Here is a 17,568-nt window from a genome sequence, read left to right on the forward strand (position 1 = left end):
TATTTGTGCATGACTTTTGTAATAACGGGATGTCAGCAGCCGACGGGTTGCTGACATTTTTTTTAATCCAAAAACCCTACATCCATGCAAAAGCTGAAAAAAATCGACGCGCAGACGAACGTCATCACCTGGTTTGAAATCCCCGTAGCCGACCTGGACCGGGCGAAAAAATTCTATGAAACTATCCTGGATATTGAAATGGTTAAACGGAAGGACGGCGATCATGAGTCCGTATTCTTCCCGTATGATCCGAATGTGGTGCAGGCTACTTCCGGCCGCGTGACGGGCGTGCTGGCAAAATCTGAGCGGCATACGCCGTCCGCCAACGGAACGATTATTTATATAAACGCCACGCCCAGTATCCAGGCGGTGCTGGACCGCGTGGAGGCGGCAGGCGGCAAGGTATTGTCCCCGAAGATCCAGATCCCGCCGGGGTTTATTGCGTTGATAATGGATTCCGAAGGGAATAAGATTGGATTGCATGCGGAGCAGTAACGGGGAGGGATATACGAAGGCTGATAAGCCATCCAACATCGGAGCGGGAATGGCTGTACAAAGGCGAAGAAGCGCGCCATCCGCCAGGGGAGCAGTAACGGGGAGGGATATACGAAGACCAGGCCCCCCCATACAAAGGCCACCCCAAAGCCGCACCGGCCACCCGGGCGGCTTCTCTATCCCCCACCAGATAAATATAAATTAATCATTTGCTAATACTATTTTACCCTCCTTCAATTTTTGCCTCCGCCAATCTCAGGAATTCTATAACTTCCCGTTAAGACAGCGATACAGCACCACGCCGTATCCATCATCAACCACAACTGTACATAAACAACCAAAACGCCCGATGCTGAAGATCATGCAGTTAGCATCGCAGATTGAGAAGAGAACTTAATTAACGGAAGACAGGCGAATAAACCATCAAGAAAGAAAAAACCAGAGTGATTCATATTAACGAAAATGCAATCGTTTGCATGTCAGCTCGACCAGTATCAATTCACGTTTAAAAACCACATTATGAAAAGAACCACAGACCGCTATGGCGCGCCGGGAATAACCGCTGGCCGCCGCTGCCATCCAACTTTCTTTTATCCCCTCCACCTCACCCAAAAAACAGTTTTATGAGAATTACCATTGCGATCCTGCTGATCCTTTGTGCCTTGTCCAACCGCTCCTTTGCGCAAACAGGCACGGTAGTCGGCACCGTTACCGACCAGGGCGGCTCGCCGCTGCCAGGCGCCACCATCGAGGCCACCAGCGGCGACAAACGTGTGAATGTCGCCATTTCCGACAGCATCGGAAAATTCGTATTCAGAAACTTACCCGCAGCCAGCTATGCTTTTAACGTGAGTATGATTGGTTATGATACTAAATCTTTTACCGGCTTTAAAATCAGCGCCGGCAGCAACCCGCCGCTATCCTTCAGCATCACGTCCAGCGTGAGCGAACTCAATAGCGTAGTCGTAGTGGGTTACGGTACCCGCAGAAGGCAGGATGTGACCGGCGCGGTAGCCAAGGCCGACTTACAGGTGCAAAAGCAATCGCCCAACGCCAACGTGATGTCGTCCCTGAGAGGTACCGTGCCCGGGCTGACAGTAGGCCAGGTGAACAGGGCCGGTACGGACCCCACCCTGATGGTCCGCGGCCGTAACTCCATCTCCGGGACCACCTCTCCCCTCATCGTCGTGGACGGACTGATCTACCGCGGCTCGCTGACCTCCATCAACCCGTCGGACATCGCCAGCATCGACCTCCTCAAAGACGCCAGCGCCGCCGCCGTGTACGGCTCCCAGGCCTCCAACGGCGTAGTGCTGATCACAACCAAGAGCGGCGCCAATGCCATGGATAAACTCACGGTGGATTACAGCGGCTCCTACTCCATCCAGGATATGACCAAGAAGGATATGAAGCCCGCCACCGGCGCACAGTACGTCCAAAAACTCGGGGACTGGTACCTGTCCGAAAGCCGTGACCCGAACGACCCTACGAAACCTAATCCTAACTGGGACCCCACTACGAAAATGCCCGCCATCGAAGGCGATAACTATAAAAACGGCTACGAAGCCAACTGGTGGGACCTGATGACCAACAGCCGCCCGCGTATCCAAAACCATAACATCGGCCTGAGCGGGCGTTCCAAAAAACTCCGCTTCTACATGGGCTACGGCTACTTCGATCAGATCAACCTCATCAAAGGGGACAACTACCGCAGGAACAGCATCCGCATCAACGTGGAAGCCAAACCGGCCGACTGGCTGACCGTTGGCGCGCAAACCGGCTTGTCCATCAACGACTACAGCGGCGTGTCACCCACCTTCTCGGACATCATGTTCCTGAAGCCCTACAACCTCCCGTTTGATCCCAAAACCGGGCAAATGCTGGAGTTCTTCGCGCAAACCACCACGCCAACGCCGATTGAAATACTGAAGCGCTCCCGCGACCTGGACCGTAACCTGAACCTCACGGGCAACTTCTTCGTCAGTGTAGACATTCCGTATGTGAAAGGGCTGAACTACCGCGTGAACTTCGGGAACAACTACATCAGCACCAACCGCTTTAACTACAACGCGCCTTCCGTGGAAGCGACCGCGTATAAAACTTATATGACGGACTACTTCCTCACGCTGGATAACATCCTCACGTATAAAAGGGAATTCGGCAAACACGGGGTGGACCTGACTTTGCTCTATGGCGCGGAGGTGAACAACCATGACGGTACCAGCACCACCGCCGGCGGTATTACAAACGGCGCATTGTCCTACAACCGCCTGGATGTAGGCGATCCTGCGCGGCTCACCACCTCCAACGACCTCGCCATACTGCCCTGGAAGGAACAGGCGCTTTACCAGATGGCGCGCCTCTCCTACTCCTTCGATCAAAAATATATCCTCACCGGTACGGTCAGAAGGGATGGGTTTTCCGGCTTCTCCGCCACCAACAAATGGGCGACCTTCCCCTCCCTCGCGTTTGCATGGCGCATGAAGGAAGAAGCCTTCCTGAAATCCGTGAGCTTCCTGGACGACCTGAAGCTGCGGCTCTCCTACGGCTCCACCGGTAACAGAACGGTAGGCCGCTATCAAACGCTGGCACAAATGAGCGTGGGCCTGGCCAACGGCTACCTGTACGGCAGCTCCGGCGGCGCGCAACTGGGCACCTTCCTGAACCAGCTGCCCAACTCCGCGCTGCGCTGGGAAACCACCAATTCGTTTAACACCGGGGTCGACTTCTCCTTCTTCAACAATCGCCTCTTCGGTTCACTGGACCTCTATTTCTCCAATTCCAAAAACCTCCTGAACTCCCGCGCTACGCCTACCATCACCGGGTTCAACAGCTTCCTGATCAACATCGGGAAAATCCAGAACCGCGGCCAGGAGCTGAACATCACGGGCGTGCCGGTAACCAGTAAGGATTTCAAATGGGAAATAACGGCGAACTTCTTCCGCAACCGCAACAAAGTGCTGGATATTGACGGCACTAAAAAAGACCTGATCAATGGCGGCGATCCTATCCTCAGTTATTTCATCGGCCAGCCGTATGGCGTGGTGTACGATTATAAAATCACGGGCATGTACCAGCTGGGCGACAAAATCCCCGACGGCCTTGCGCAACAGGGCTTCAAAGCGGGGCAGTATATCATTGAGGACCGGAACGGCGATGGTAAGATTACGCCGGATGATAAACAGATCCTCGGCAAGCTGGACCCATCCTATAGCCTGGGCGTCAGCAACAGCTTCCAGTACAAAGCCTTCCAGCTGAAGTTCTTCATCAACACCATCCAGGGCGGTAAAAACGGCTACCTCGGCGCGCCGGGCATCATGCTGCAAAACCCGGATAACATCCGCAACAACAACGGCTTCGTGTACGATTACTGGACGCCTAATAACCCGAACGCCCGCTACCGCAGCATTGCGGCCTATGTGGCCACGCTGGGCGAAAACTTCGGCCCTTACCTGTCCAGGAGCTTCATTCGCCTGCAGGATGTAACGTTAACGTACACACTCCCGCAAGGAGTGCTGAGCAGGCTCAAAGTAGTGAAGTCCGCCAGCATATACCTGAATGCGCAAAACCTCCTCACCATCACCAAATGGGACGGCTGGGATCCGGAGTCCAATCCGCCCGCCAGCCAGCGCTCTTCCCTGGGCCTGCGCATCCCCGGTGGACTTGGCCTGGACCAGAACGGCTACCCGGTAATGAAAAACTATTCACTGGGCGTGAACGTGACATTTTAAGGCATTTACCCGTAAACTTTAAGACATGAAAAAGAACCTCTTTATATACCTGTTTGGCCTCAGCGCAGTCCTGGCTTCCTGCAGCAAAAGCTTCCTGGACGAGGAGCCGCTGTCCATCTACACGCCGGACAATTCCCTGCAAAACGCCACCCAGTACCAGCAGGCCACTAACAACCTGTACAACGGCGTGCGGAATATCTACATGGGCAACATCAACCTGGATACCTACTTCGGGCTGTATTACGCTACAGACTTCGCTTTCAACGGTACCGATTATGATCCCGCGGCCAAGCTGAACGCCTACAAGGCCACCATGGTGCCCAGCTACTTCATTCCGCAAGGCATCTGGACGGCGTATTACAAGATTATCACCAACGCGAACCTCATCATCAGTCAGCTCAACAAACCCAATCAGCTGAGCGATGCGGATAAGAACAACTTCCTGGGCCAGGCCTTGTTCTTCCGCGCTTACTCCTACAACATCCTCGCGAACCTCTTTGGGGGCGTGCCTTTGGAGCTGAACGAACTTGCCGCGCCCCGGTACGATTACGTGCGCGCCAGCAGGGAGGACGTGTACCGCCAATGCAAAAATGACCTGGAACAGGCGGCGGGATTATTGCAGGACATCAATAAAGTGCCCGATGGCACGGTGAATAAGCAGATCGCGCAACACGTACTCACGGAAGTGCTGATCTCCCTGAAGGACTACGATGGGGCCATTGCCAGCGCCTCTTCCGTGATCAATTTTTCCGGCGTATCGCTGATGACGGGCCGCTTTGGCAGAAGGGCCAATTTGCCCGGCGATGCCTACCGCGACCTGTTTGAATACAACAACCAGAACTACAGCACCGGCAACCACGAAGGGCTGCTGGTGATACAGACTACGCTGAACAACTCCGCGTCCGTCGGCGATCAGACGGCCTGGGCGGTGGTGCCGAGTTTGACGGGCGTGCGGATTGTGGAAGCTACCACCAAAACCAAGATGCCCATCCTCTTCAACGCCAAGTTTGTAGACAGCGTTTCTTCCAACGGCATTGGCTGGATCCGCCCTACTTCGCACTTCTTTTACGAAATCTGGACGCCGGGCGACATCCGCAATTCGCCCTACAATATCGTGCGGGATATCCGCATTTCCGGCGTGCCGGCGAACTCCCCGGATTACGGCAAGTGGTACGTGAAAGACGGCTACAAGGATAAGGTGCAGCCGGCGGACTACCGCGATACCATTCGCAACTTTTACCCTGTAATCCGCAAGGCGTCGCCTTCTGCCGGCGATTTTGTGGCGGTGGCGGGGCCTTCCATTCTCACCAATACCACGAATCCTTTTGGCGGACTGCTGTTAAACGGCGCTTCCCGCCTGTTCATGCAGAAGTACATGGCGCGCCTGGCGGAAACTTACCTGCTGCGCGCGGAAGCCTACCTGGGCAAGGGCGACCGGCAGAAGGCCGCCGATGATATCAACGTACTGCGCAACAGGGCCAAGGCTACCCCTGCCACCGCCGGCGATATCAATATCGATTACATCCTCGATGAGCGCCTGCGCGAGCTATACATGGAAGAGTTCCGCACGGTAACGCTTACACGCTTAGGGCTGTTGTACGACCGCGCGAAGCGGTACAATCCGAAGTCGGGCCTGACGATTGAGTCTTACCACAACCTCTGGCCCATTCCTACCACGGAGATCACGCAGAATACCGGTGCGGTATTGGAGCAGAACCCGGGATACGGCAATTAGGATATACGGAGTCCGGCTTAACAGCCGGACTTTTTTTATTTTTTGGGGGAAAGATTTAATGCCGCCTTTGCTACATCCGGTACGTGACTTGCGGGATATTTTCTGTTGCATTATGCCGAATCACTAAAACCCTACTTATATGCATGAACCCTACCAGATACGCATTGACAAAGAGATCCTTTCTGATCTCCGCCGGCGGCTGGCCGCCACCCGCTGGATTGATGAGGTGGATAACGGCAACTGGCAGGCAGGAACGAATAAGGCCTACCTGCAGGCGCTCTGTCATTATTGGGGCAACGGGTTCAACTGGGAGCAGCAGGAGGCATACCTGAATACGTTCCATCACTATACAACTGTAGTGCAGGGCCAGCGGTTACACTTTATTTATGAAAAAGGGGAAGGCCCGCATCGCATACCGTTATTACTCACCCATGGCTATCCGGACAGCTTTGTACGTTTCCTCAGACTGATTCCATTACTCACCAAAGCGGATATCGACGGGGTTTCGTTTGATGTGGTAGTACCTTCCATACCTGGATATGGCTTTTCGGACAAGCCGGTGGCGCCGGGCATGAATCCCGCGAAAATAGCCACGCTGTTTGCCGCGCTGATGAAGGAGGAACTGGGGTACGACACGTACGTGGCGCACGGGGGCGACTGGGGCAGCACCATCACGGAAATGCTCGCCAGGCAGCATCCGGAACAGGTGACGGCGATCCACCTCACGGATATTCCCTTCATTCACCTCTTTGAAATTCCGGAAGGCGAATTGTCCGCCGAAGAAAAGGACTACCTGGAACGTGGCCGGCGCTGGCAGCAGCAGGAAGGCGGATACGCCATGATCCAAAGCACCAAACCGCAAACGCTGGGCTATGGCCTCAACGACTCTCCCGCAGGGCTGGCCGCCTGGATCATGGAAAAGTTCCACGGGTGGAGCGATCACAACGGCAACCTGGAAAGTGTGTTCAGCAGGGACGAATTGCTGACCAATCTCACCATCTACTAGGCTACGGAAACCATTCACTCCGCCAACCGCCTCTATTATGAAACAGGCCGCGCGATGGCGGCCGGCGCGCATGCGAAAACGCCGCCGTTAGCCACGCCTACAGGCGTGGCCCTGTTCCCGAAGGACCTGGTGGCGCCGCCGCAGCAATACGGGCAGCGGGTGTTTAACATTCAGCGTTGGACGAAATTTGAACATGGCGGGCATTTCGGCGCGATGGAGCAGCCGGAGTGGCTGGCAGGTGAAATAAGGGCTTTCTTTTCTTCATTGCATAGGTTTAAAACACAATAGTCCACTCAGGAAATACCGAGGTGGTTCATGACGTAATTAACCACCCTGTCGCACCGGGACAAATGGAAACTGTAAACGGAATCTTTCATGTACCCCTGCAGGCTTTGGCGCAGCATGGCCTTGGCCCGGTTGAGCCGCACTTTCACATTCACCTCCTGGATGCTGAGCGTATCCGATGTTTCGCGGATGGTCATGGCTTCAATTTCGCGCAGTACAAACACCAGCCGGTATTTTTCCGGCAGCTGCGCGATGGCGTTTTCCAGTATCTGGCTCAGTTCCTTATTGATCAATTCGTTTGCAGGCGTTTTCATGTTGATATCGTTATGGGATATTTCGGTATTGGAATGATAGCTGGATTTTCTCTTTTGTTCGAGGCATTGATTGAGCATGATACGCGTCAGCCAGGTCCCGAAATAGGCGGGATGCTCCAGCTTGCCCAGGCGCTCGTAAGCGTGGATGTAGGCCGTCTGCATGGCATCCTGGGTTTCGTCCGGATCTGCCAGGATGGACATGCCTATCCTGTATAATCGCTGGTTGTACTTACGTATCAGCAGCTCAAAACGTTGCTTCTCCCCTGCCTGTATCTGTTCAATAACGGAGGCGTCGGCAATTACCGTAGGTTCTTTCATAGCGTTATAGTTCGAAAACTTTACCTATTAGATGACAAGCGCTGCAAAAGGTTACAAAATTTCTTCATTTAAATTTTTACGGGAAATCTTGTAACCTTTTGCTTCCCCATTGCTCTAATGAATAAAAACTATTACTATGGCCACCATCACAAAATTGCAGGAGACGCTCCGCTTCACGTACGGCATCGTACCAATCGTGGCGGGTCTTGACAAATTTACCAACCTGCTCACGCGCTGGTCCGACTACCTGGGCAACAATGCGCGGCTGATCCCTTTTGATCCCGAAGTTTTCATGAAGGCGGTGGGTATCATTGAGATCATTGCAGGCATCCTGGTACTGGTACGCCCCCGCATCGGCGCGTATATCGTAATGGCATGGCTGCTCTGCATTGCAGCCTCGCTGATTGTGGGCGGGCATTACTTCGACGTAGCCGTTCGTGATATTGTAATGGCGATCGGCGCGTACACACTCGCGCAGCTTACTCAACTGGTACCATCAAACAACAAATAAACATGCACACAGCACCGGCATTAGCGCATAGCAGGGAACTGACCAACGAGGAAAAAATCAAGGCAATACGCTATCACTTTCATGAGATCATGGTTACCCTGGGCCTGGACCTGACGGACGACAGCCTGAAAGACACCCCGGCCAGGGTAGCCAGCATGTTTGTAAATGAAGCATTTGCAGGCCTGGACCCGGCCAATGAGCCCGATATCACGCTTTTCGAGAACAAGTTTAAGTACAACGAAATTGTATTGGAGCGCGATATCCCGCTCTACTCCTATTGCGAACATCACTTTGTGCCAATCATCGGCAAGGCGCATATCGCCTATGTATCCAAGGGGCAGGTCATTGGCCTCTCCAAATTGAACCGTATTACGGAGTACTTCGCCAAAAGGCCGCAGGTACAGGAAAGGCTCACCATCCAGATTGCCGATTACCTGAAGCAGGTGATGGATATTGAGGATGTGGCGGTGATTGTGAAAGCGGAGCATTTATGCGTGGCGTCCAGGGGCGTACGGCATACGGGTTGCACCACGGTGACGAGCAGTATGCATGGCGCGTTCCTGGCAGAACGTGGGCAGGAGTTGGACAGGATGCTGGGAATCTAGTACACACCCGGCATTAGCGGCCTATGATCTTCCGGGTTACAAATTCATTGAAAAAGAAATCCCTGTAAATATTACCGATAGGGATTTCATTGGCGCCTATGTACACGGTATTATTATCTACTGCGTCCATGTGCTTTACATTGATGATATAGGATTTACTGACTCTCACAAACAGATCCTTAGGCAGGTGATCATGAATGGTTTTGATATTCATGGCCGTAATCACTTTCTGGTTTTCGGTATGCATCACCACATAATCTTTCAGGCCCTGGATGAAGAGGATGTTTTTGAAGTAGATTTTTAAGATCCGGCGATCCGCTTTCACGAAGAAAAAATCGTCCGCCACCTGTTCGATGTTATTGCCGGACCAGTCGGCCTTGAAGAGCCGGGAATAGGTCTGGGCTTTGTCCACCGCCTTTTGGAAACGCGCTGGCTTAACGGGTTTTATCAGGTAGTCGACAGCATCTACTTCGTAACTATCAGTAGCAAATTCCGCATAGGCGGTGGTAAAGATGACAAACGTTTCCCTGGGAATGGTACGGGCAAATTCAATCCCGTTGATGCCCGGCATCTGTATATCCAGGAAGATCAGCTCCACCGGATGGGTAGCGATAAAACTTTGGGCTGACTCAGGGCTGTTGAAAGAGCCGGTCAAATCCAGATCATCCCGCTGGTGGATCAGCATTTCAATGGCCTCCCTGGCCAGCGGCTCATCATCGATGATTATACAGTTCATAGTTGTAAAGTTAGCGTTACACAATACCTGTCCGGGTCTTCTTCGATTTGCAAACGGTGCTTTGCCGGGAAGAGCAGTTCCAGCCTGCGTTTGATATTTGCCAGGCCTAAGCAGCATTTGAATACCTATGCCAATGACCAGGCAGTGGCGTTTAATCCTGACCTGCAAATTTACGAGGAAGCAACGCCTACAGGCGTAACCTATTACAAACCGCGCGAGAAGATCATCAGCTTCGGGAACCTGGAACCCCGGCTGGCAGTGTCTTATGCGATTAATGAGGAGCAGTCCGTAAAAGCGAGCTACAACCGGATGAGCCAATACATCCACCTGGTTTCCAATACCGCCTCCGTTTCCCCGCTGGACATCTGGGCCCCCAGCGATCAATACCTCAAACCTGAAATCCTTGACCAGGTTGCCCTGGGCTACTTCCGCAATTTCCGCAGCGGCAAGTATTCCCTGGAAACGGAAGCCTTTTACAAGAAAACGAAGAACAGGGCGGATTATATTGACGGCGCGGAGCTGATTGCCCGGAAAGCCATAGAACAGGTACTGCTCAATGGAGCAGCCAGGGCATACGGACTGGAAGTAATGCTGAAGCGAAACACCGGGAAGCTGACCGGCTGGCTGTCTTACACCCTTTCCCGGGCGGAGCAGCGCACGCCGGGGCGCAATGCAACGGAGCCGGGTATCAATAACGGGGAGTGGTACCGTGCGAACTATGACAAAACGCATAACCTTTCCCTGACGGCGGCGTACCAGCTGACGAGGAAATGGAGCTTTGGCGGCATATTCACTTACCAGACGGGGAAAGCCGCTACCTATCCCATTGGTAAATACCAGTACCAGGGTATTACGATTGCCAATTATGGCGTAAGGAATGCCAGCTCCCTCCCTGCCTATCACCACCTGGACTTATCCGCTACCTATGTGCCCAGGCCGGACAGTAAGAAGCGGTGGAAAGGGGAATGGGTGTTCAGCATTTACAATGTGTATGGCAGGAACAATGCTGCGGCGCTGATGTTTGAGCAAAACAGGGAAACGGGATGGAGTGAAGCAAAGCGGATTTCGATTTTCGGCATCGTACCCGGGGTGTCTTACAATTTCAAATTTTAATGAGAATTGCAATGAAGAATATACTTACCTGCCTGGCTGTTTCATTGGTACTTGGTGGCTTTGGCTGCACGAAAGTGGTGGAAGTGGACCTGGAAACAGCCGCGCCACGGCTGGTGATTGACGCCTCCATCGATTGGGTGAAAGGCACGACCGGCAAAGCGCAGCAAATCGTACTGTCCACCACCACGGGGTACTACAGCACCTCCTTCCCGACCGTTTCCGGCGCTGAAATCACCATCACCAATTCCGCGAATACAATCTTCCGGTTTACAGAAAGCCCCGGCACGGGGATATATACCTGCACTGACTTCCTGCCCGTTGCCGGGGAAAGCTATACCCTGAAAGTGGCGCTGAACGGGCAGGTATATACGGCCACTGAAACGTGTATAGGCGTACCCGTTATCGCTGATAATATTGAACAGGATAATGCCGGCGGATTTGGAGGGGATGAAATAGAAATTGCCTACTACTACCAGGATAATGGCAACGAGGATAATTATTACCTGCACCGCATTGCATCACCTGCTGCCAAATACCCGGATTATAAGGCTAAGGATGACCAGCGTAGCCAGGGTAAGCTGATAAAGGAATATTACTCCGATAAGGAGCTGAAACCGGGCGACCTGGTCCACATTCAATTATATGGCATTTCCCGGAGGTATTATGATTACTTCAGGAAACTGTTAGCTGCATCCGGCGCCGGCAGCGGGCCTTTCCAGGCAACGCCGGGATCAGTAAGGGGGAATATTATTAACCAGACGGAGTTTGACAATTATGCCTATGGGTACTTTAGGGTGTCCGAGGTAGCGATGAAGGAGTATGTGGTGAAGTAGCGCGGAGGCAAGGTGGAATATTGCAGCGGTAGGGATGGAGGCGCCGGGAAAAGAACCAGCAGTTGAAGAGTGCCGCAACGATGTCTAATAGCATTCCAACTGCTGGTAACATAAACCTTTTACAAATTGATCACTACTCCCAGGTTTGCCACGGCGCCGGTACCTTTCACATAATAACGGCCTTCCGTGGTAGCGCCCCGCACAGCGGAGTGTGTAGGGTAATAGTCGGCGTTAAAGAGGTTGTTAACCGCAAACGTCAACAGTACATGCTTCAGCTTATAGGAAGTGTACAGATCAAACAGCGTATAGCCGTTTACGGGGTATTTACCATAGTTCCAGGCATCTTTCGGGAAAACATCGCGGGAGCCGATGCTGGTCATCTGCATGGAGATATCCCAGCGGCGGGTAATTTTGACGTTCACATTCCCTCCCACTTTGACCGGTGAAATGGTGGAGTTATCGATCTTTCCTGCATAGGAGCCGTCGTTGCGGGTATCTTCTTTGCCGTCCATGTAGCCGAGGATACCGCCCAGCCTTAACCAGCTGGTGGCTTTATAGCCCAGTACTGCCTCTACGCCGTAAATCTTTTGCGGTAGCTGGATCAGCTCGAAGCTGCCGGGCGTTACCTCTTTAAAGGTCGCCCCCTTCTTACTGGTGCTGTAATAGCCGGTTACTTCGTAATGGAAACGTTGGATATCCCCGTTGACGCCCAGCTCAAAATTATTCACTTTTACGGGCGTAACGTCGATGGCATTGAGGGAAACGCCATTCCGCAGGACGAGCCCAATATCGCCGATAGAGTAGCCCTGGGAGAAGCTGGCAAACGGCTGCATACAGGCGCGCCTGTTATACCGCAGGCCGGCATTGAATACCAGCGCATCGTAGGTATTGGTGGCGCCAGGCACAAAGTTGGTTCCTTTGGTGATATCGCTGACTTTAAACAGCAGGTTCTCGTAACGTACGCCAGCTTTGAATACCCAGTCCTTAGCCAGGATGAATTTGGACTGCAGGTATGGCGCAATGCTGTTCATATTCATATCCGGCGTAACGAGTTTATCCGCCATGTCCTTTTGTACGGTATGGTCCTTCAGGAAGTCTATTCCATAAATTAAGAGTACCTGGTTATTTCCCGGCAGCTCAAAAGGCGTTGAAAAATTGAAGCGGCCACCCCAGTGGTCGGAATAGATTTGATTATAGGCTTCAAATACGGAGTTGATATCGTTGTAATAAGCGGTTACATTGGCTTCCGTTTTACCGAAGGTACCGGTGTATTTGATGTTCAGCGTTTTATTGTAGGGCGTGCCGCCGAGGATGTTGGTATCACCGCGGACTCCTATTGCCGGAGAAACGCCAAAGTTCCCTTTGGTACCAATGTATTTACTGTCCTGTATGCTGTTGAAATAGTTGCCCATTACCTCGATCCGGTGCCTGGTTGAAAAGTCGTACCCTAATTTCACCAGGGCATTGTAGGTCCGGGTTTCTCCCAGGCCGTAAAAAGGGCTGACCACCACACCGTCCGCGGACCTTACCACACCGGAATGGGCCATTTTCCCCTGCACGACGTAGTCAAATTTGCCTATGCCGCCTTTGAAAACCTGGGAAATGTTATAACCATAGGTTTCATCGGCTTTAGCCAGGTTCAGGCTGTTGTTGAAGTAGGTGGAGGAGCTGAACGGGACGGTCTTTTCCGGCTTTATGGTGATGTAGTTGATGATACCGCCTGCGCCCCCGTTTCCATACATGGAAGAGGCGCCGTTAATGACCTCTACGTGGTCAATAGCGCTGACGTCAATGGTTTTGAGGTCCCTCCCGCCATTGCGCAAGGGGGTGGACTGCGGTACGCCGTCAATCAACACGAGAAAGTTCCTGCCGCGCAGTTTCCCGATAAAGTTGTTCTGCCCTTCTTCGCTGGGTGAAATACCGGGTATTTTTTGCATCAGGATATAGGGCAGGTTATTGCTGATCTGCGACTGCCTGGCCAGTTCATTCCGGGATATCAGTACGACAGACGACGGTACTTCATTAACACGCTCGGCTATACGACTGGCGGTGACGATCACATCTTTCAACTGGCTGGTAGTATCAGTGAGGCTTCGCATACGGCTGCTATCCTGCCCTGCGGCCTGCGTGGCGATAGCGGCGGTTAAAAGCGCTGAAATATAGGCTGATCTCATAAATTATAAAGCGTTTTGACTGGCATTCCCGGCTTAAAGGCCGCAAAATTAACGGTCACAGGCGGGAAATAATGATCAAAAGCGGAAAATTTTAGCGGTGGGAGATGCGGATCGGGAAAATTGACATTTCCTGATCCAGTCGGTTAACATTTAAAGGATAATACATGTCTACTTTTTGACAATGTAAATTTTGGTTATCCATTGACCACCCCGGGCCTGAACATTTGTATAACAATTTTGGAGATTATTAGCATCGTTCTATTTTCAAATAAGGTTCTTTTGTTTTTTCCTAACAAAAAACCCACGATATGAAAAAACAAAACCCTCTGACAAGGGTAACCAGGCAGGTTACCTTTGGCGCTGCTGTAGTCATTCTTGCAGGCGCTGCAATTTTAACTGGATGTAAAAAAGACGCAAAGACCCTCCCCGACGTAGCAGGTATTGAACGCCCCGGCAATACCGCCACCACTGAAACCTACCAGTCAGGCACCCATAACGGCTTCTTCTGGTCCCTCTGGAAAAGCGATGGCGCTACCGGCACTGTAAATTACGCCAATGGCCCCGGCGGTAATTACAGCGTTAACTGGACGGGTTTCAATGGTAATTTCACCTGCGGTAAAGGTTACTCAGTAGGCTCCCCTACCTACAAAATCGGGTATAACCTCGGCGTTTATGCCAATTCCGGCGGCGGTACCTTCGGCTGGTACGGATGGAGCCGGAACCCTTATTATGAGTACTATGTTAATGAAACCTGGGGTGCAGTATCGCCGCATACCGGCACCTATTTAGGTACATTCGAAAGCGATGGCGCAGGCTATAACGTCTGGACACGCTGGATGACGGGCAAAAACATCGATGGCGGCGATGGCTTCCGGCAAATCTACAGCTCGAGAGTTACCAAAGTTTCCACCGGTCAAAACCGGGTCATTACCTTTGCCAACCACTATAACAAGTGGAGCAGTTACGGATATACGCTTGGTCAGCTGAATATCCCGGCGATCATGGTTTCAGAAACCTGGGGCACCAATACCAACGGTAACATTAACTGTACCATCTGGATGCAATAATTTGATTACAGACCAATACTGCCTGGCGTGCTGCCAGGCAGTACTTTCCGCCCGGGTATCCGCTGGGATTTACCCGGAATAGGCTTCCCTGTTTTATACTTTTCCATAATCATTTATGATGAAATTTTATTTTCCGTTACTTTTCATTTTTGCGATAGCAGCCTGCCAATCCCCTGCCGTTAAACACGCGGAGGTAAAGAAAAACTTCCTGATCGGCAAATGGCACAGGTTCTCCATGGCCAATGGTTACAGCGAATTTGATATTGATTCGCAGTATGTTGTTTTTTATAACCAGAAAGTAGGCCGGTACGCGCTTGCGTACACGATAGAAAATGACTCCCTGAAATACCTTACAAACCCTTACGCCGCCAAGATTACCGACTATGGCGACTCCGTACTGCTGGAAGGCAATGATAGCACGCAGGCTACGTTATACCGGTTTAATGACTCGCAGGCTCCTTTTAAGTCGATCCCGGAAGTGAAAGATTCCTTGTCATTTGCAGGATACCTGGCGGGTTTTGATAAGAGGTTGATACAGGAATTTGAGAAAGTGGGAATAAAGTTTTCCGATGGCAATGAGATGCCCGGTGAGGCGGTGTATGAGGAGTTAATGAAAAGGAGGCGGCAGGAGTAATGGATAATTTAAATATATATGCCGTTGATGCATTGACCGGGGAAGAGATCCTGCTGTTCGATAATAGTATTCATGGTTATGACAACCTGTTCAACAACGAATGGGACTTCAGCAAAATGCCGCCGCGCAAAGCTGACAAGGTTAATGTGGATGCCGCAGGTAACGAGGTATTTGAGGTGGTGGTGCGTACCTACCATAACATTGACTATGAAGATGCAGACGAGGGGTTTGTGCAGGAGAATGGTCTTATCCGGTTAATCGATCGCAGGGAGGCGGATGTGGAATATGTGAAGCGTAATGGGTTTGATGGCGTTGCGATTGTATTGTATGCGGAGAATGGGGATATGGTGATGGTGCATCAGCGGGAGTTGGCGTAGATTCTTAGGGGGCGGTTGTGAGTGTTGGTCAGGGAGTTTGGGGGATTGGTTATGCTACCAGACATGCGAATTACGGTTAAGTTGGAAGGCATTGATCCCCCTGAAAATGCATATACAGCACCGCCAGCAGCCTTAATTTTTTTTACTAACTTTAAGAATGGAATACAACGAATTAAAACATTCTTTCAACACCCTAACAACTTTAATAATTGATAAAGCTGGAGTTGAGGGAAAAATTATTTCACCCCAGGAGATTGCCATGGCTATTGGCATTACAATGGAGCAATACATGACTTATAGTCATTCAGATATGGTGGCAGAAGAGTTGATTGAGAAGCTCAAACAAAGTTTCGCGTATTTCCTCCGGGATATTGTCTTTGAAAAATTTGAGATGGATATGGAGGTTCCATGTGAGCCGAGAATTCCCATTCAGCCATGGGATGAAGGAGAATAAAGGTTTGTTTTAGGATTTTTTTTAGATTAACTGTTGCTACTTGTAGGTTTTTGGGTACAATACCCGCACCTTTTTGTTTTGGTTCTTCGAAAATTGGTGGATATTATCTAAAAGAAATCAGGTTGTACGAAAGGAACTCGACTAAATGTTCAGCTAAAAACAAAACCCCGCGCTGTGCGCGAGGTCTTTAAGTCTTTCAGTTAGCCCACTGGTACTCAAACGTCCCATCCATTAAAAGTGTATTACTCTACCACTAAACTACCGAATCATCCAAAGCCCGCACAAACCATACAAAAACCTACTGATTCCCCACCCCCTAGTGAAAAATCGCAATCCCCCCCGCTCCTACTGCCAGCGCCAACAATCCATAATACGCCGCCTTCGTATAAGGCCTGTCCCCAAACCGTATATTGATCCCCGTTACCCCCGCAAATGCAGCCGTCTTCGGTACCACCTTGTAATAATTCACATGCGGGTACATCAACAGCACCAATATCACACCCGTCACCAGCAACGTAATTCCTAAATACAAACTGAACTTGCTGCGCGGCCCCGCCCCGCGCGTCGGCCATAGAATACCCAGGTAAGCTAAATAGGCAGCAAATGCGAGAAAGTGAATTAATAATACAATACTAAAGAGCATATACAACAGATTTTCTGGTCGCATAGAGATAATACACGCCAAGCGCCAGGCAAACGATCAGCGCCGCCAGGTGAGGGTAAATAGCCGCTGCCGGGTGATGCGGGTTCTCCAGCACCAGCCGCAAATCATTTGCCGGCACAGGCGCCATGCAAAGCATCAGCCAACCCAAACTCCGGTACTCCTTCGTGAATAGCAATACCAGCGATAACACGCCAATGCAAAAATCCCGCATCGCCTTGATATTATGGAGCTCAAAATGGTCCGTAGGGCCAAGGTCAATACCGAAGTCCGTAGCAGCTACAGCCGGTACGGTAAAAAAGCGGTAACCGATGAAAAGAAGGAAAAGCCCGGTACCCAGGGCAGTGAAGTAAGCTGTTTTTGATAATGTTTTCATGTTATAGCGTTTTAATGATAACACAAAACTATCACCCGCTATCTCCCCGTTCGTTCACCCAGGTTAATAAATTCACCGGCTGCAAAATTTTCCATAAAACGCCGGCTACCCAACAAAATCTTGCCGCATGACGGCCAATCCGG

The 17,568-nt window shown here is 51.4% G+C and carries 18 protein-coding genes; 13 read left to right on the plus strand and 5 right to left on the minus strand.

Going from position 1 to position 17,568, the window contains the following annotated elements; translation table 11 throughout:
* Positions 1-84: 84 nt before the first annotated feature.
* From BOC67_RS07410 to BOC67_RS07430, 5 genes are all read left to right on the plus strand, one after another.
* Positions 85-495 carry a VOC family protein gene (locus BOC67_RS07410; RefSeq protein ID WP_291908837.1) on the plus strand — a complete coding sequence of 137 codons (411 nt, stop codon included), beginning with the start codon at positions 85-87 and terminating at the stop codon, positions 493-495.
* 623 nt (positions 496-1,118) lie between these two features.
* On the plus strand, positions 1,119-4,226 hold the full coding sequence (locus tag BOC67_RS07415) for a SusC/RagA family TonB-linked outer membrane protein (RefSeq protein WP_291908841.1): 3,108 nt from the start codon (positions 1,119-1,121) through the stop codon (positions 4,224-4,226).
* 25 nt (positions 4,227-4,251) lie between these two features.
* Entirely contained in the window at positions 4,252-5,961 is a 1,710-nt protein-coding gene (locus BOC67_RS07420; RefSeq protein WP_291908844.1) for a RagB/SusD family nutrient uptake outer membrane protein, read from the plus strand.
* 139 nt (positions 5,962-6,100) lie between these two features.
* Complete coding sequence (locus BOC67_RS07425; protein WP_291908848.1) at positions 6,101-6,967, plus strand: epoxide hydrolase family protein; 867 nt, start codon at positions 6,101-6,103, stop codon at positions 6,965-6,967.
* Positions 6,968-7,021: 54 nt separating this feature from the next.
* Positions 7,022-7,255 (plus strand): hypothetical protein, encoded by a 234-nt coding sequence (locus tag BOC67_RS07430; protein WP_291908851.1) that lies wholly within the window; start codon positions 7,022-7,024, stop codon positions 7,253-7,255.
* 5 nt (positions 7,256-7,260) lie between these two features.
* Here the strand turns inward: BOC67_RS07430 and BOC67_RS07435 are convergent, their stop codons facing one another.
* Positions 7,261-7,884, minus strand: coding sequence for a sigma-70 family RNA polymerase sigma factor (locus BOC67_RS07435; protein WP_291908853.1), 624 nt, complete (start codon positions 7,882-7,884; stop codon positions 7,261-7,263).
* A gap of 136 nt (positions 7,885-8,020) precedes the next feature.
* On the opposite strand from BOC67_RS07435, the gene BOC67_RS07440 reads away from it, so the two are divergent.
* Positions 8,021-8,395, plus strand: coding sequence for a DoxX family membrane protein (locus BOC67_RS07440; RefSeq protein WP_291908856.1), 375 nt, complete (start codon positions 8,021-8,023; stop codon positions 8,393-8,395).
* 2 nt (positions 8,396-8,397) lie between these two features.
* Positions 8,398-9,000, plus strand: a complete 603-nt coding sequence (gene folE / locus BOC67_RS07445; protein WP_291908859.1) for a GTP cyclohydrolase I FolE — start codon at positions 8,398-8,400, stop codon at positions 8,998-9,000.
* Positions 9,001-9,013: 13 nt separating this feature from the next.
* On the opposite strand, the gene BOC67_RS07450 is transcribed toward folE, so the two are convergent.
* Positions 9,014-9,736: a LytTR family DNA-binding domain-containing protein gene (locus tag BOC67_RS07450; protein WP_291908862.1), complete on the minus strand. Its 723-nt coding sequence runs from the start codon at positions 9,734-9,736 to the stop codon at positions 9,014-9,016.
* Positions 9,737-9,826: 90 nt separating this feature from the next.
* Here BOC67_RS07450 and BOC67_RS07455 point away from each other — a divergent pair, with 90 nt between their 5' ends.
* Both BOC67_RS07455 and BOC67_RS07460 read left to right on the plus strand, forming a co-directional pair.
* Positions 9,827-10,849, plus strand: a complete 1,023-nt coding sequence (locus BOC67_RS07455) for a TonB-dependent siderophore receptor (protein WP_291908865.1) — start codon at positions 9,827-9,829, stop codon at positions 10,847-10,849.
* A gap of 11 nt (positions 10,850-10,860) precedes the next feature.
* A complete protein-coding gene (locus BOC67_RS07460; protein WP_291908869.1) occupies positions 10,861-11,682 on the plus strand; it encodes a DUF4249 domain-containing protein in 822 nt (273 codons plus the stop codon).
* Positions 11,683-11,801: 119 nt separating this feature from the next.
* On the opposite strand, the gene BOC67_RS07465 is transcribed toward BOC67_RS07460, so the two are convergent.
* Positions 11,802-13,856 carry a TonB-dependent receptor gene (locus BOC67_RS07465; protein WP_291908871.1) on the minus strand — a complete coding sequence of 685 codons (2,055 nt, stop codon included), beginning with the start codon at positions 13,854-13,856 and terminating at the stop codon, positions 11,802-11,804.
* Positions 13,857-14,164: 308 nt separating this feature from the next.
* Here BOC67_RS07465 and BOC67_RS07470 point away from each other — a divergent pair, with 308 nt between their 5' ends.
* The 4 genes from BOC67_RS07470 to BOC67_RS07485 all read left to right on the plus strand — a co-directional run bounded on the left by BOC67_RS07470 (position 14,165) and on the right by BOC67_RS07485 (position 16,388).
* Complete coding sequence (locus BOC67_RS07470; protein WP_291908874.1) at positions 14,165-14,923, plus strand: glycoside hydrolase family 11 protein; 759 nt, start codon at positions 14,165-14,167, stop codon at positions 14,921-14,923.
* A 115-nt stretch (positions 14,924-15,038) separates the two neighbouring features.
* A complete protein-coding gene (locus BOC67_RS07475) occupies positions 15,039-15,557 on the plus strand; it encodes a hypothetical protein (protein ID WP_291908877.1) in 519 nt (172 codons plus the stop codon).
* Positions 15,557-15,934, plus strand: a complete 378-nt coding sequence (locus tag BOC67_RS07480) for a hypothetical protein (RefSeq protein ID WP_291908879.1) — start codon at positions 15,557-15,559, stop codon at positions 15,932-15,934. Before BOC67_RS07475 ends, BOC67_RS07480 begins: the two co-directional genes overlap by 1 nt.
* Positions 15,935-16,091: 157 nt before the next feature.
* Positions 16,092-16,388 carry a hypothetical protein gene (locus BOC67_RS07485; protein WP_291908882.1) on the plus strand — a complete coding sequence of 99 codons (297 nt, stop codon included), beginning with the start codon at positions 16,092-16,094 and terminating at the stop codon, positions 16,386-16,388.
* 316 nt (positions 16,389-16,704) lie between these two features.
* On the opposite strand, the gene BOC67_RS07490 is transcribed toward BOC67_RS07485, so the two are convergent.
* Both BOC67_RS07490 and BOC67_RS07495 read right to left on the minus strand, forming a co-directional pair.
* Entirely contained in the window at positions 16,705-17,031 is a 327-nt protein-coding gene (locus BOC67_RS07490; protein ID WP_291908885.1) for a hypothetical protein, read from the minus strand.
* Entirely contained in the window at positions 17,021-17,425 is a 405-nt protein-coding gene (locus BOC67_RS07495; RefSeq protein ID WP_291908888.1) for a DUF4267 domain-containing protein, read from the minus strand. The genes BOC67_RS07490 and BOC67_RS07495 overlap by 11 nt, the downstream gene beginning before the upstream one ends.
* Positions 17,426-17,568: the final 143 nt, after the last annotated feature.

The organism is Chitinophaga sp. CB10 (genome assembly GCA_001870995.2).
Taxonomy (GTDB): Bacteria; Bacteroidota; Bacteroidia; order Chitinophagales; family Chitinophagaceae; genus Chitinophaga.

Bases quoted from the DNA above. Each gene is read 5' to 3' on its own strand.
- BOC67_RS07460 (WP_291908869.1), top strand. From the start codon at position 10,861: ATGAAGAATATACTTACCTGCCTGGCTGTTTCATTGGTACTTGGTGGC.
- BOC67_RS07450 (WP_291908862.1), bottom strand. From the start codon at position 9,736: ATGAACTGTATAATCATCGATGATGAGCCGCTGGCCAGGGAGGCCATT.
- BOC67_RS07410 (WP_291908837.1), top strand. From the start codon at position 85: ATGCAAAAGCTGAAAAAAATCGACGCGCAGACGAACGTCATCACCTGG.
- BOC67_RS07435 (WP_291908853.1), bottom strand. From the start codon at position 7,884: ATGAAAGAACCTACGGTAATTGCCGACGCCTCCGTTATTGAACAGATA.
- BOC67_RS07495 (WP_291908888.1), bottom strand. From the start codon at position 17,425: ATGAAAACATTATCAAAAACAGCTTACTTCACTGCCCTGGGTACCGGG.
- BOC67_RS07415 (WP_291908841.1), top strand. From the start codon at position 1,119: ATGAGAATTACCATTGCGATCCTGCTGATCCTTTGTGCCTTGTCCAAC.
- BOC67_RS07430 (WP_291908851.1), top strand. From the start codon at position 7,022: ATGGCGGCCGGCGCGCATGCGAAAACGCCGCCGTTAGCCACGCCTACA.
- BOC67_RS07425 (WP_291908848.1), top strand. From the start codon at position 6,101: ATGCATGAACCCTACCAGATACGCATTGACAAAGAGATCCTTTCTGAT.
- BOC67_RS07480 (WP_291908879.1), top strand. From the start codon at position 15,557: ATGGATAATTTAAATATATATGCCGTTGATGCATTGACCGGGGAAGAG.
- folE (WP_291908859.1), top strand. From the start codon at position 8,398: ATGCACACAGCACCGGCATTAGCGCATAGCAGGGAACTGACCAACGAG.
- BOC67_RS07470 (WP_291908874.1), top strand. From the start codon at position 14,165: ATGAAAAAACAAAACCCTCTGACAAGGGTAACCAGGCAGGTTACCTTT.
- BOC67_RS07465 (WP_291908871.1), bottom strand. From the start codon at position 13,856: ATGAGATCAGCCTATATTTCAGCGCTTTTAACCGCCGCTATCGCCACG.
- BOC67_RS07485 (WP_291908882.1), top strand. From the start codon at position 16,092: ATGGAATACAACGAATTAAAACATTCTTTCAACACCCTAACAACTTTA.
- BOC67_RS07440 (WP_291908856.1), top strand. From the start codon at position 8,021: ATGGCCACCATCACAAAATTGCAGGAGACGCTCCGCTTCACGTACGGC.
- BOC67_RS07475 (WP_291908877.1), top strand. From the start codon at position 15,039: ATGATGAAATTTTATTTTCCGTTACTTTTCATTTTTGCGATAGCAGCC.
- BOC67_RS07490 (WP_291908885.1), bottom strand. From the start codon at position 17,031: ATGCTCTTTAGTATTGTATTATTAATTCACTTTCTCGCATTTGCTGCC.
- BOC67_RS07420 (WP_291908844.1), top strand. From the start codon at position 4,252: ATGAAAAAGAACCTCTTTATATACCTGTTTGGCCTCAGCGCAGTCCTG.